General features: G+C 64.4%; 11 protein-coding genes. 6 read left to right on the top strand and 5 right to left on the bottom strand.

The annotated features are described in order from the left end of the window. Window positions 1-5: 5 nt before the first annotated feature. The gene (locus AC1RGE_RS18525) at window positions 6-1,337 is read left to right on the top strand and encodes a DUF58 domain-containing protein (protein ID WP_011063048.1); all 1,332 of its coding nucleotides are present in this window, start codon (window positions 6-8) and stop codon (window positions 1,335-1,337) included. Window positions 1,338-1,352: 15 nt separating this feature from the next. Here AC1RGE_RS18525 and AC1RGE_RS18520 read toward each other — a convergent pair whose 3' ends face one another. Together AC1RGE_RS18520 and AC1RGE_RS18515 are read right to left on the bottom strand one after the other, a co-directional pair. Next, complete coding sequence (locus AC1RGE_RS18520) at window positions 1,353-1,712, bottom strand: PilZ domain-containing protein (protein WP_011063049.1); 360 nt, start codon at window positions 1,710-1,712, stop codon at window positions 1,353-1,355. Between the two features lie 218 nt (window positions 1,713-1,930). After that, a complete protein-coding gene (locus tag AC1RGE_RS18515; protein ID WP_011063050.1) occupies window positions 1,931-2,305 on the bottom strand; it encodes a hypothetical protein in 375 nt (124 codons plus the stop codon). A gap of 157 nt (window positions 2,306-2,462) precedes the next feature. Between AC1RGE_RS18515 and pyk the strand changes: the two genes are divergently transcribed. Beyond that, window positions 2,463-3,914 carry a pyruvate kinase gene (pyk, locus tag AC1RGE_RS18510; RefSeq protein ID WP_492584797.1) on the top strand — a complete coding sequence of 484 codons (1,452 nt, stop codon included), beginning with the start codon at window positions 2,463-2,465 and terminating at the stop codon, window positions 3,912-3,914. Between the two features lie 83 nt (window positions 3,915-3,997). Here the strand turns inward: pyk and AC1RGE_RS18505 are convergent, their stop codons facing one another. The 3 genes from AC1RGE_RS18505 to AC1RGE_RS18495 are packed head-to-tail and all read right to left on the bottom strand — an operon-like array spanning window position 3,998 to window position 6,813. Next, on the bottom strand, window positions 3,998-4,747 hold the full coding sequence (locus AC1RGE_RS18505) for an enoyl-CoA hydratase-related protein (RefSeq protein ID WP_492584795.1): 750 nt from the start codon (window positions 4,745-4,747) through the stop codon (window positions 3,998-4,000). 28 nt (window positions 4,748-4,775) lie between these two features. Then, entirely contained in the window at window positions 4,776-5,714 is a 939-nt protein-coding gene (locus tag AC1RGE_RS18500) for an iron-sulfur-binding ferredoxin reductase (RefSeq protein WP_011063053.1), read from the bottom strand. Next, complete coding sequence (locus tag AC1RGE_RS18495; protein WP_053153483.1) at window positions 5,707-6,813, bottom strand: GGDEF domain-containing protein; 1,107 nt, start codon at window positions 6,811-6,813, stop codon at window positions 5,707-5,709. Before AC1RGE_RS18495 ends, AC1RGE_RS18500 begins: the two co-directional genes overlap by 8 nt. Window positions 6,814-7,150: 337 nt before the next feature. Here AC1RGE_RS18495 and AC1RGE_RS18490 point away from each other — a divergent pair, with 337 nt between their 5' ends. From AC1RGE_RS18490 to AC1RGE_RS18475, 4 genes are all read left to right on the top strand, one after another. Next, window positions 7,151-8,674: a fumarate hydratase gene (locus AC1RGE_RS18490; RefSeq protein WP_011063055.1), complete on the top strand. Its 1,524-nt coding sequence runs from the start codon at window positions 7,151-7,153 to the stop codon at window positions 8,672-8,674. A 153-nt stretch (window positions 8,675-8,827) separates the two neighbouring features. Further along, complete coding sequence (locus tag AC1RGE_RS18485; protein WP_011063056.1) at window positions 8,828-10,594, top strand: ATP-binding protein; 1,767 nt, start codon at window positions 8,828-8,830, stop codon at window positions 10,592-10,594. Beyond that, window positions 10,588-11,922 carry a sigma-54-dependent transcriptional regulator gene (locus tag AC1RGE_RS18480; protein WP_011063057.1) on the top strand — a complete coding sequence of 445 codons (1,335 nt, stop codon included), beginning with the start codon at window positions 10,588-10,590 and terminating at the stop codon, window positions 11,920-11,922. Before AC1RGE_RS18485 ends, AC1RGE_RS18480 begins: the two co-directional genes overlap by 7 nt. A gap of 263 nt (window positions 11,923-12,185) precedes the next feature. Further along, a complete protein-coding gene (locus AC1RGE_RS18475) occupies window positions 12,186-13,508 on the top strand; it encodes an MFS transporter (protein ID WP_011063058.1) in 1,323 nt (440 codons plus the stop codon). The last annotated feature ends 64 nt before the right edge of the window (window positions 13,509-13,572 follow it).

The raw sequence follows: 13,572 nt of genomic DNA, 5'->3' as shown, positions 1-13,572 counted from the left end.
CGCCAATGAAGCCGACCCGTCTGCTGTTGATCTGGCTGGGTACTTTGACCGGCCTGTACACCCTGCTCGGCGCCGCCCGCGCCCTGGGCAGCGAGGCCCTGCCGCGCCTGGACTCGATTGCCTGGGGCCTGCTGCTGGCGTTGTTGCTGCTGGCATTGCTGGACGCCCTGCGCCTGCTGCGCGTGGCCTCGCCGCAGATCCAGCGCCAGCTACCCGGCAGCCTGCCCCTGGGCCGCTGGAGCGAAGTGCAACTGGAGATCCTGCACGACTACCGGCAACCACTGGATGTGCAGCTGTTCGACCACCCGCCCCAGGGCCTGGGCTTCGAGCACCTGCCGCAGTCCACGCGCTTGGAGCCGGGGCAGGTCAGCCGGATCGGCTATAACGTGCGCCCACTGCAGCGCGGCCACTTCAATTTCGACCAGTGCGAAGTCAGCCTGCCCAGCCCTCTCGGATTATGGAGCGCCAGGCGCCTGCTCAAGGTGCACGACAGCACCCGGGTCTACCCGGACTTCGCCCGGCTCTACGGCGCACAATTGCTGGCGGTGGACAACTGGCTCAGCCAACTCGGTGTGCGCCAGCGGCAACGCCGCGGCCTGGGCCTGGAGTTCAACCAACTGCGGGAGTTTCGCGAAGGCGACAGCCTGCGGCAGATCGACTGGAAGGCCACGGCCCGCCAACGCGCGCCCATCGTCCGGGAGTACCAGGACGAACGCGACCAGCAGATCATCTTCATGCTCGACTGCGGGCGCCGCATGCGCAGCCAGGATGGCGAGCTGGCGCACTTCGACCATGCCCTCAATGCCTGCCTGCTGCTGAGCTATGTCGCCCTGCGCCAGGGCGATGCGGTGGGTCTGTACAGCTTTGCCGGGGAACGCTCGCGCTACCTTGCACCGGTCAAGGGCTCGGCCCAGTTGAGCGTGCTGCTCAATGGCGTCTACGACCTGGACACCAGCCAGCGCCCCGCCGATTACCAGGCCGCCGCCAGCGAGCTGCTGGCGCGGCAGAAACGCCGGGCACTGGTGGTGCTGATTACCAACCTGCGGGACGAGGATGACCAGGAACTGCTGACGGCGGTCAAGCGCATCGGCCGCCAGCATCGGGTGCTGGTGGCCAGCCTGCGCGAAGAGGTGCTCGACCAGTTGCGCCAGAGCCCGGTGCAAACCCTGCCCGAAGCCCTGGCCTACAGCGCGACGGTGAACTACTTGAACAGCCGCGCCGAGCTGCACGAACGCCTGAGCGCCCACGGCGTCGCCCTGCTCGACGCCCGCCCGGGAGAACTGGGGGCCGAACTGGTCAGCCGCTATCTGAGCTGGAAGAAAGCCGGCAGCCTGTAGCTGCTGCCGAGCGCCTCAGGCCGAGGTCTGCAACGGGTGAAAGCTGAAGTAATGACGCAACGCCTGCTCCAGCTCGACAAACTCCGCACCGGCCCGCAACAGGCTGAAACCGCTGTCGTAGTGGTGCGGCGTCAGGTCCTCATGACACCAGAGGCAGCAGGCGCTGAAGTCGATGAACTGCACCTGGCCGTCACCGCCGGGGACTTTCACCCGCAAGTCGAATTCGGCACCGATCAGCATCGGCAACTGGCTGATCAGCATCAGCCCGTCGGCCGACAGGTTGCCAAGGAAACCCACCGGCTTGTCGGTGAAACGATTGAATACTTTTAAAAAGGACGGCAGTTGGTGCCGCTCGATCCGAGGTTCCATGAACATGCTGGGTATCGCTATGAAAGGTCATTAAGCATGACCGCACTAGTGCTTCGGAACAGGCCCTGAATCGGCCCGCCCTCCCGGATTCGATGCGCGAGGAAGACTGCCAGAAGGATTCCAACGCCACTGCCACCAGCCGGGCCGGGGCAGTTTTCGAACAGCCTGTGCAGATGTTAGCTCAAGCACGAGGGGCAATTACACCGCCCCCTAGTGAATCTCTTTTACAACGCCGTGCGACGAACTTGAGCGGCGCCATTTGCCGGGTAGTGCCCCAACTGTTGCAGGGTATCCAGGCGAGCCCGGGCGCGAAACGCGTACTCGCTGGTGGGGTACTGGGTAATGATGAACTGGTAGGTCTGCGCGGCATCGACGAACAACTTCTGGCGCTCCAGGCATTGCCCGCGCAGCATCGACACTTCCGGCTGGATGTAGCGACGGGCACGGCTGTCACGGTCGACCTGGCTCAACTCGAGCATCACGCTCTCGCAGTTGCCGCGGTCATAAGCGCGGTAGGCGTTATTCAAATGATGGTCCATGGACCAGCGGGTACAGCCGACAACACTGACGGCCAGGGCAGCAATGAGTACGAATCGCATGGGGTATCTCCTGTCTTGTGCAGTGTATCGACTCATCGGCAAAAATCTTCAAGGTTGTTGCGGTAAACAAACAAAGCAATAAGTAGTGCAAACGAACAATGACTACAACTTCGGAGCATAGTAGCCTCTCGTTGCGCTTGAACTCAGGAGTCCGTGCATGTCCGTTCGTCGTACCAAAATCGTTGCCACCCTTGGCCCGGCCAGTAACTCGCCGGAAGTTCTCGAACAGCTGATTCTCGCGGGCCTGGATGTTGCCCGTCTGAACTTCTCCCACGGCACTCCGGACGAGCACAAGGCTCGCGCCAAACTGGTCCGCGACCTGGCAGCCAAGCACGGCCGCTTCGTGGCCATCCTCGGCGACCTGCAGGGCCCGAAGATCCGCATCGCCAAATTCGCCAACAAGCGCATCGAGCTGAAGATCGGTGACAAGTTCACCTTCTCCACCAGCCATCCGCTGACCGAAGGCACCCAGGATATCGTCGGCATCGACTACCCGGATCTGGTCAAGGACTGCGGCGTGGGCGACGAGCTGCTGCTGGACGACGGCCGCGTGGTGATGCGTGTGGAAACCGCCACCGCCAGCGAGCTGCATTGCGTGGTGACCATCGGCGGCCCGCTGTCCGACCACAAGGGCATCAACCGTCGTGGTGGTGGCCTGACCGCCCCGGCCCTGACCGAGAAAGACAAGGCCGACATCAAGCTCGCGGCCGAGATGGAAGTCGATTACCTGGCCGTGTCCTTCCCACGGGACGCCGCCGACATGGAATACGCGCGCAAGCTGCGTGACGAAGCCGGTGGTACTGCCTGGCTGGTAGCGAAGATCGAACGCGCCGAAGCGGTGGCCGACGACGAAACCCTCGACGGCCTGATCAAGGCCAGCGACGCGGTCATGGTTGCCCGTGGCGACCTGGGCGTGGAAATCGGCGACGCCGAGCTGGTGGGCATCCAGAAGAAAATCATTCTGCACGCCCGTCGCCACAACAAGGCGGTGATCGTTGCGACCCAGATGATGGAGTCGATGATCCAGAACCCGATGCCGACCCGCGCCGAAGTGTCCGACGTGGCCAACGCCGTGCTCGACTACACCGATGCGGTGATGCTCTCGGCGGAAAGCGCCGCCGGTGCCTACCCGCTGGAAGCGGTGCAGGCCATGGCGCGGATCTGCGTCGGTGCGGAAAAGCACCCCACCAGCAAGACCTCCAGCCACCGCATGGGCAAGGTGTTCGAAAGCTGCGACCAGAGCATCGCCCTGGCTGCCATGTACACCGCCAACCACTTCCCGGGCGTGAAGGCGATCATCGCCCTGACCGAAAGTGGCTACACCCCGCTGATCATGTCGCGCATCCGCTCCTCGGTGCCGATCTACGCCTACTCCCCGCACCGCGAAACCCAGGCTCGCGCAGCCATGTTCCGTGGCGTCTACACCATCCCGTTCGACCCGGCTTCCCTGCCGCCCGAGCAGGTCAGCCAGGCAGCGATCGATGAGCTGCTCAAGCGCGGTGTCGTAGAGAAAGGCGACTGGGTGATTCTCACCAAGGGCGACAGCTACCACACCACCGGCGGCACCAACGGCATGAAGATCCTGCACGTGGGCGACCCGATGGTCTGAGTCTTCGCCTTGCTGAACAAAAAGCCCCGGTGCCGAAAACACCGGGGCTTTTTCATGCCCGCGTGAAACCGCTTTCCAGGGTCTCAGCCCTTGCTGAGAAACCCGGACAACGCGGCGATGGCTTCCGGGGACTGCAGGCGCCGGGTGAATTCCACGCCCTCTTGCTCAATGACCTGGCGCAGTTGTTCGCGGTCCGGCGCCTTCATCAGGCGCTTGCTCACCTGCACCGCTTCGGGCGCCAACTGGCTGAAACGCAAGGCCGCCTCCCGGGCCTTGGCCAAGGTGGCCACACCATCCCCCAGGGCGGCGCTGGCAATCCCCCAGGCGGCGGCCTGTTCGCCACTGAAGCCTTCGCCCAGCAACAGCAACTCCGCCGCCTTGGCCTGCCCCAGCAAGCGCGGCAGGATCAGGCTCGAACCAAATTCCGGGCACAGCGCCAGGTTGACGAACGGCATGCGCAGCCGTGCATCGCGACTGACATAGACCAGATCGCAATGCAGCAGCATCGTGGTGCCGATGCCTACTGCCGCGCCGGCCACTGCGGCCACCACCGGCTTGCGACATTGCACAAGGCTGCGCATGAAGCGAAACACCGGGCTGTCGAGGTCCCGGGGCGGTTGCTGGAGGAAGTCGGCGATGTCATTGCCGGCGGTAAAGCATTCGCTGCTGCCGCAGATCATCACGGCGTTGATCTCGGGATCGCCATCGGCCTCGCTCAGGGCGTCGGCCAGGCGAGCGTACATGGCGCGGGTCAAGGCGTTTTTCTTGTCGGGACGGTTCAGGCGCAGGGTCAGCAGCCCGCCCTCACGTTGCAACTCGATGGCGTCGGTCATGGGGATCTCGCTCTGGAAGAATCAGCGCTCAACCGCGGGGCAGGAACACATCGGCCAGCAGTTGATTGCGCGGCAGCCCCGCCAGGTACAGGCGCCGGGCGAAGGCTTCGACACTGTCAGGGTGACCGCAGAGTAAGGCCTGGGTTTGCCGGGAAACAAGCCGCAGTTGCGCCAAAGCGGCTGTCAGCTCGGCCCCGGTCCACAGCTCGACGGACAGCTGGGCCCGGTTCGCCGCCAGGGCCGCCAGGGGTTTGGCCAGGTAATGCTCACTGCTGTCATGGGCCAGGTGAATGATACGGATAGGGCCCTGGTGATCCTGGCGCAAGGCCTCGCGCAGTATGCCGAACAGCGGCGCCAGGCCGGTTCCCGCGGCCAGTAGCCAGAGTGGGCGCTGCTGCCAGTCCGGATCGTAGTGCAAGGCGCCGCCCCGCAACTCCCCCAGGCGCATCGGGTCGCCCAATTGCAACTGGCGCGCCGCATCGCTGAACTGGCCCGGATGCCGGCAATCCAGGTGGAACTCCAGAAAGCGGTCGTCTTCCGGCAGGCTGGCCAGGGAATAAGGCCGGGCGATCTGGCCGGCGGCCCACAGCACCAGATGCTGGCCGGCGCGGTAACGCAAGGGCCGCTGCGGCTGCAGGCGCAGGCGCAGGACCGAGCTCGACAACCAGTCCAGGCCGCTCACCGTCGCAGGCAGGCCATCACGCACAGGGTCGAAGGTCTCGACGTGCAGGTCCTCCACCACCTGGCACTGGCAAGCCAGGCGCCAGCCGAGCCGGCGCTGTTCGTCGCTCAAGGCATCTGGCCGGCTATCGCTGGGCAAGCCCTGGACACAATGCACCAGGCAGGCATGGCAACTACCGGCGCGGCAACTGTAGGGCACCGTCACGCCAGCCTGATTCAGGGCATCCAGCAGATTGCTTCCAGGCGCCACCGGCCAGCACCGGCTGCCAACGGTCAATTCAGGCATCGAGGTTTTCCCAGGCCGCAGAGCAACGATTGCGACCGTCGCGCTTGGCCCGATACAGCGCCTGATCGGCGCGTTGCAGGGCATGGTCCAGATCGTCGCCGGCCCGCAGCAGGGTCATCCCCGCCGACAGGCTCAGGTCTCGTACGTTAAGGCCCACCAGTTGCACTTCGGTGAACGCCAGGCGCAAACGCTCGCAGCAGGAGGTCAGGCGCTCGGCGTCACACTCGGGCAGCAGTACCACGAATTCCTCGCCACCGTAACGGGCCAATACGTCGCCATCGCGCAGGCAAGCCGTGGCCACCGCGGCGAAGGCCTGCAGTACCTGGTCGCCGGCAGCATGGCCGTGGAGATCGTTGATGCGCTTGAAATGGTCCAGGTCGATCAGCGCCAGCCCATGCACCTGCTCCTGATCCATGGCTTGCAGCTCGCGGCTGGCAATGCGCAGGAAGTGCCGGCGGTTGAACAGGCCCGTCAGTTCATCGGTGGCTACCAGGTCCTCCAGCTGTCGCATCATGCCTCGCAGCGTGTCCTGATGGGCCTGCAAGGCAAAGCGCCGCTGGCGCATGCGTGAGCGCGAAGCCTGGACATAGGCGGCATACAGGCACATCCACACCAGCATCACCAGCAGCACGCAGACCTGCAGCGCGGCCAGTTGCGGATCACCGAGGAGCAGGCGATAGCCGTCCCACAGGTTGACCCCGGCAAAGCAGAAGAAGATCAGCGCCGCGCTGCGCAGATAGGCCCGGCGGGAGAGGTGAAACAGGCCGAACAGCAACGGCAGCAGGTAGAACACCAGGAACACCCCGCGGGCCTGATCCAGATGGGCCATCAGCCAGGTCTGCCAGGCGATGCCCAGCACCACCTGGACTTCGGTCAGGCTGGGGTCGGCGAACTGCAGGTTGCGTCCGCTGACGAACACCCAGCACAGCAGCCCCTGGCTGGCCAGCACCAGGCCAGTGCCCAGCAGCGCGCTGCCGCTCGAAGCACGGGAATGCCCCGTGACGACGGCCAGCCAGAACAGCAGCAGGATCAGTGCGTAAGTGCCCGCGGCAATGGCGAAGCGCTTGAATAACAGGCTCTGGATGGCTTTATGGGTCAATCGTTGACTCACCGTGAGAAAGGAGGCTTAAAGAGTTTCCTACCCTGCAGGCCACTTGCCACTTTAGTGCTGAGCCCGGCAAATGACTATTCAAATTTAAAACCCCGTCGGCAGGTTTCAGCGCCGACTCAGGCAAGAACAGTGCCCATCCGATGGGCGACTTTGGTTGGCCCGGCCGGCGGGTGTACCCAACCCCCAGGCGAGGTATACTGCCGCGCCTTTTTAGCGTCGCGCCAGTTGTCTGTCCGGCGTGCCTTAGAAGGTGCCTGCATCCGACCGATGCACCCAAGTGCAGGCACCTTATTAAATGTTCCCGTCTTTTAGAGGAGCGCGACTCATGACCGTGATCAAGCAAGACGACCTGATTCAGAGCGTTGCCGACGCCCTGCAGTTCATTTCCTACTACCACCCCGTGGACTTCATCCAGGCGATGCACGAGGCCTACCTGCGGGAAGAATCGCCGGCTGCCCGTGATTCCATAGCGCAGATCCTGATCAACTCGCGCATGTGCGCCACCGGCCACCGGCCGATCTGCCAGGACACCGGCATCGTCACGGTATTCGTGCGCGTGGGCATGGACGTGCGCTGGGACGGCGCCACCATGAGCCTGGACGACATGATCAACGAGGGCGTGCGTCGCGCCTACAACCTGCCGGAAAACGTCCTGCGCGCCTCCATCCTGGCCGACCCGGCAGGTAGCAGGAAAAACACCAAGGACAACACCCCGGCGGTGATCCACTACTCCATCGTCCCGGGCAACACCGTGGAAGTGGACGTGGCGGCCAAGGGCGGCGGCTCCGAGAACAAATCGAAGATGGCCATGCTCAACCCGTCCGACTCGATCGTCGACTGGGTACTCAAGACCGTTCCGACCATGGGCGCCGGCTGGTGCCCACCGGGCATGCTGGGCATCGGTATCGGCGGCACCGCCGAGAAAGCGGCAGTGATGGCCAAGGAAGTGTTGATGGAATCCATCGACATCCACGAGCTCAAGGCCCGTGGCCCGCAAAACCGCATCGAAGAGATCCGCCTGGAGCTGTTCGAGAAGGTCAACCAGCTGGGCATCGGCGCCCAGGGCCTCGGTGGCCTGACCACCGTGCTCGACGTGAAGATCATGGACTATCCGACCCACGCCGCTTCCCTGCCGGTGTGCATGATCCCCAACTGCGCCGCCACCCGTCACGCGCACTTCGTACTGGATGGCTCCGGCCCGGCGAGCCTGGAAGCGCCACCGCTGGACGCCTACCCGGAAATCGTCTGGGAAGCCGGCCCGTCGGCCCGTCGGGTCAACCTCGACACCCTGACCCCGGAAGAAGTGCAAAGCTGGAAGCCGGGCGAAACCGTACTGCTCAACGGCAAGATGCTCACCGGCCGCGACGCTGCGCACAAACGCATGGTCGAGATGCTGAACAAGGGCGAAACCCTGCCGGTGGACCTCAAGGGTCGCTTCATCTACTACGTCGGCCCGGTCGATCCGGTCGGTGACGAAGTGGTCGGCCCGGCTGGCCCGACCACCGCCACGCGGATGGACAAGTTCACCCGCCAGATCCTCGAGCAGACCGGCCTGCTGGGCATGATCGGCAAGTCCGAGCGCGGCCCGACCGCGATCGAAGCGATCAAGGACAACAAGGCCGTGTACCTGATGGCCGTCGGCGGTGCTGCCTACCTGGTAGCCCAGGCGATCAAGAAGTCCAAGGTCCTGGCCTTTGCCGAACTGGGCATGGAAGCGATCTACGAATTCGAGGTCAAGGACATGCCGGTGACCGTCGCCGTCGACAGCAAGGGCGAGTCGGTACACATCACAGGTCCCGCCATCTGGCAGAAGAAGATCAGTGACAGCCTGGCGGTAGAAGTGCAGTAAGCCCTTCCTCCGTTCGGCCCAGGCGGCGGTGCTGTTCATTGAATGGCCCGCCGCTTTTTTTATGCACCGCCCTTTCCCGACACTGTCCGCGATCAACGTTAGCCCCGGCGCTCATGCTATCGTTCCCGCCCCCATTGCAGCCTGCCCCGACTCATGGCCCAGATCTCTCGCCCCCTCCGCTTGACGTTCTATATCCTGGTGATTCTTGCTGGCACCGTGCTCAGCGCCGGCCTGGCCATGCGCCATGCAGAACGGCAGACGCTGGTGGAGGAAGCCGCCCGTGCCAATGAGCAGTTGGGGCTGTATGCCAACTCGCTGCATACCCTGATCGAACGCTATCGCGCTCTGCCGGCGGTCCTGGCCCTGGACCCGGAACTGCGCGCGGCGCTGCAGGGGCCTGTGGCCACCGAAACCCAGGACGCATTGAACCGCAAGCTGGAAAAGATCAATGGCGCGGCCCGCTCCTCGACCCTGGAGCTGCTGAACCATGAGGGCCTGGCCGTGGCCGCCAGCAACTGGCGCCTGCCCAGCAGCTACGTGGGCCACAACTACGGCTTTCGCCCCTACTTCAAGCAGACCCGCAGCCAGGGCAGCGGGCGCTTCTACGCGGTGGGCGTGACCAGCGGCATCCCGGGGTATTTCCTGGCCAGCGCAGTCAAGGCCGACAACCAGGACTTCCTCGGGGCCATGGTGGTGAAGCTGGAATTCCCCGAGCTGGAACATGAATGGAGCCAGGGCAACGACACCCTGCTGGTCAGCGATGCCCGGGGCATCGTGTTCATCGCCAACCAGCCAGGCTGGCGCTACCGGCACTTGCAGCCGCTGTCGAGCAACGACCTGGAAGAAATCAAGCTCACCCGCCAGTACGACAAACAGCCCCTGACCCCGCTGCAGCACCAGACGCTGCAACGCTTTGACGACAACAGCAGCCTGGCCCGGGTCGAAGGCCCCGAGGGCCGCGCCAGCTATCTCTGGGAGTCCCTGCCGTTGGCCGCCGAAGGCTGGACCCTGCACCTGCTGCGCAAACCGCCGAATGCCTTCGAGGAAACCCGCAATGCCGGGCTTGCCGCCGCCGGTGCCTGGCTGACCCTGGTGTTCCTGCTGCTGTTCCTCAACCAGCGCTGGCGCCTGGGGAAAGTCCGCCAGCGCAATCGCCAGGAGCTGGAGCAACTGGTGGAGGAACGTACCCGCGATCTGCGCACCGCCCAGGAAGGCCTGGTGCAATCGGCCAAGCTCGCGGCCCTGGGGCAGATGTCCGCCGCCCTGGCCCACGAAATCAACCAGCCCCTGACCACCCAGCGCATGCAGCTGGCAACCCTCAGGCTGTTGCTGGATCACGGCCGGGTGGACGAAGCCTACAAAGCCCTGCGCCCACTGGACGACATGCTGACCCGCATGGCCGCCCTCACCAGCCATCTCAAGACCTTCGCCCGCAAGAGCCCCAGTGGCCTGCGAGAACGCCTGGACCTGACCGCTGTGGTGGACCAGTCGCTGCACTTGCTGGAAGCCCGGCTGCGTGCCGAAGACGTCGAAGTGGTGCTGCAACTGACCCGCCCGGCCTGGGTCCGGGGCGACGCCATCCGCCTGGAACAGGTGCTGATCAACCTGCTGCGCAATGCCCTGGACGCCATGCAGGACAAACCGCACAAGCGCCTGGAGATCAGTCTCGAAGCCGAAGACCAGCTCTGGCAACTGCGGGTGGCCGACAACGGCGGCGGTATTGCCGAGGAACACTTGCTGAGCGTCTTCGATCCATTCTTCACCACCAAACCGGTGGGTGATGGCCTGGGGCTGGGGCTGGCGGTGTCCTATGCCATAGTCCACGAGCTGGGTGGCCGCCTGAGCGTGGCCAACCAGGAGCAAGGGGCGGTGTTCACCCTGAGCCTGCCCATCGACCTGGAGGCCCATATCCAATGCTGAACTCAGTGATCGTGGTGGACGACGAAGCCAGCATCCGTACCGCCGTCGAGCAGTGGCTGAGCCTGTCGGGCTTCGAGGTCCAGCTGTTCAGCCGGGCCGAGGACTGTCTGGCGCAACTGCCGAAGAACTTTCCCGGGGTGATCCTCAGCGATGTGCGCATGCCCGGCATCAGTGGCCTGGAACTGCTGGCCCAGGTCCAGCGCCTGGACCCGGACCTGCCGATCATCCTGCTCACAGGCCACGGCGATGTGCCCATGGCGGTGGAAGCCATGCGCGACGGGGCCTACGACTTCCTGGAAAAACCCTTCAGCCCCGACACCCTGCTCAGCAGCCTGCGCCGGGCCCTGGACAAGCGCCGCCTGGTCCTGGAAAACCGCCGCCTGCACCAACAGGCCGACAGCCGGGCCAAGCTCGACGCCACCTTGCTGGGGGTCTCCAGGGCCTTGCAGACCCTGCGCCGCCAGGTACTGGAACTGGCAGCCCTGCCGGTCAACGTGCTGATCCGCGGCGAGACCGGCAGCGGCAAAGAACTGATTGCCCGCTGCCTGCACGACTTCGGCCCGCGGGCCGGCAAGCCCTTCGTCGCCCTGAACTGCGCGGCGATCCCCGAGCAGTTGTTCGAGGCCGAGCTGTTCGGCCATGAAAGCGGCGCCTTCACCGGCGCCCAGGGCAAACGCATCGGCAAGCTGGAATACGCCGACGGCGGCACGCTGTTTCTCGACGAGATCGAAAGCATGCCCCTGGCCCAGCAGGTCAAGCTGCTGCGGGTGTTGCAGGAGCAGAAGCTGGAACGCCTGGGTTCCAACCAGAGCATCAAGGTCGACCTGCGGATCATCGCCGCCACCAAGCCCGACCTGCTGGACGAGGCCCGTGCCGGGCGTTTCCGTGAAGACCTGGCCTACCGCCTGACCGTGGCTGAACTGCGCCTGCCACCCTTGCGCGAGCGCCGCGAGGACATCCCACTGCTCTACGAGCACTTTGCCCAGAATGCCGGGGAACGCCTGGGGCGCAGCGTCGCGCCCTTGAGCGGCGCGCAACTGAGCCGCCTGCTCAGCCACGACTGGCCGGGCAACGTGCGCGAGCTGGCCAACGCCGCCGAGCGCCAGGTGCTGGGCCTGGGCGAGCCGGAACCCGACGCCATCGAACCCGGCCAGTCCCTGGCGGCGCAGCAGGAAGCCTTCGAGGCCCAATGCCTGCGCGCGGCCCTGAGCCGGCACAAGGGTGATATCAAGGCGGTGCTCAACGAGCTGCAACTGCCCCGCCGGACTCTTAACGAAAAGATGCAGCGCCATGGACTGACCAGGGAACAATTCCTCAAGGAGGAGTAACCCCTATAGGACCCGGCTTGCCGGAGAATCAGCCTCAAGCCCGGCACCGCCCCCATCGACGCCTTCGCCCACATGCCCAGGGGCACGGCCGCTTTCGGCAATTTCCCGCTTACCCACAAGGTGCCGATAGGCGGATTTCCGCTCATTACTCCCGCCTCCCCCCCTCTAGCCCGGGCTTCTCGCCCTTGGCACAGGTCCTGCTATAGCCCCAGCAGGCTGCGCTCGCGCGCACTCCACAAAAACAATGAATAGAAGGGTCCTTCATGGATATCTCTAATACCCTGCCTGCCGGGTCGGCGGCTGCGCCCGCCACAGAAAAGACCACCGCCAGCCGCCTGAAGTCGATCTTCAGCGGTTCCGTGGGCAACATGGTCGAGTGGTACGACTGGTACGTCTACGCCGCCTTCTCGCTGTACTTCGCCAAAGTCTTCTTCCCCAAGGGCGACACCACCGCCCAACTGCTGAACACCGCCGCGATCTTCGCCGTGGGCTTCCTGATGCGCCCGATCGGTGGCTGGCTGATGGGGCTGTATGCCGACCGCAAAGGGCGTAAGGCCGCCTTGATGGCCTCGGTGCTGCTGATGTGCTTCGGCTCGCTGATCATCGCCCTGACCCCCGGTTACGAAACCATCGGCGTCGGCGCCCCCATCCTGCTGGTGCTGGCGCGCCTGATGCAGGGCCTGTCGGTAGGCGGTGAATACGGTACCTCGGCCACCTACCTCAGCGAGATGGCGACCAAGGAACGTCGTGGCTTCTTCTCCAGCTTCCAGTACGTGACCCTGATCTCCGGCCAGCTCATCGCCCTGGCGGTGCTGATCGTGCTGCAGAACATTCTGACCACCGAGGAACTGCAGTCCTGGGGCTGGCGGATTCCGTTCGGCATCGGTGCCCTCTGCGCCGTGGTAGCCCTGTACCTGCGTCGCGGCATGGAAGAAACCGAGTCCTTCACCAAGAAGAAGGAAAAGCCCAAGGAAAGCCTGATGCGCACCCTGATGCGTCATCCCAAGGAGTTGATGACCGTGGTCGGCCTGACCATGGGCGGCACCCTGGCCTTCTATACCTACACCACCTACATGCAGAAATACCTGGTGAACACTGTCGGCATGAGCATCTCCGACTCCACCACCATTTCCGCCGCCACGCTGTTCCTGTTCATGTGCCTGCAACCGGTGATCGGTGCTCTCTCGGACAAGGTTGGCCGGCGCCCGATCCTGATTGCCTTCGGTATCCTCGGCACCCTGTTCACCGTGCCGATCCTCACCACCCTGCACACCATCCAGACCTGGTGGGGCGCGTTCTTCCTGATCATGGCGGCGCTGATCATCGTCAGCGGCTACACCTCGATCAACGCGGTGGTCAAGGCCGAGCTGTTCCCTACGGAAATCCGCGCCCTGGGCGTGGGCCTGCCGTACGCACTGACCGTGTCGATCTTCGGCGGTACCGCCGAATACATCGCCCTGTGGTTCAAGAGCATCGGTATGGAAACCGGCTACTACTGGTACGTCACCGCCTGCATCGCCTGTTCGCTGCTGGTCTACGCGACCATGAAAGACACCCGCAAGCATTCGCGGATCGAGACTGACTGAAAACAACAACGCCCGGGTGCAAGGCCCGGGCGCTTTTCGCGATCTGTGGGGAAGCTTTCGCCGG

The sequence above is a fragment of the Pseudomonas sp. GW823-FHT02C05 genome, assembly GCF_058797595.1.
This window is presented reverse-complemented; position numbering and strand designations above follow the sequence as displayed.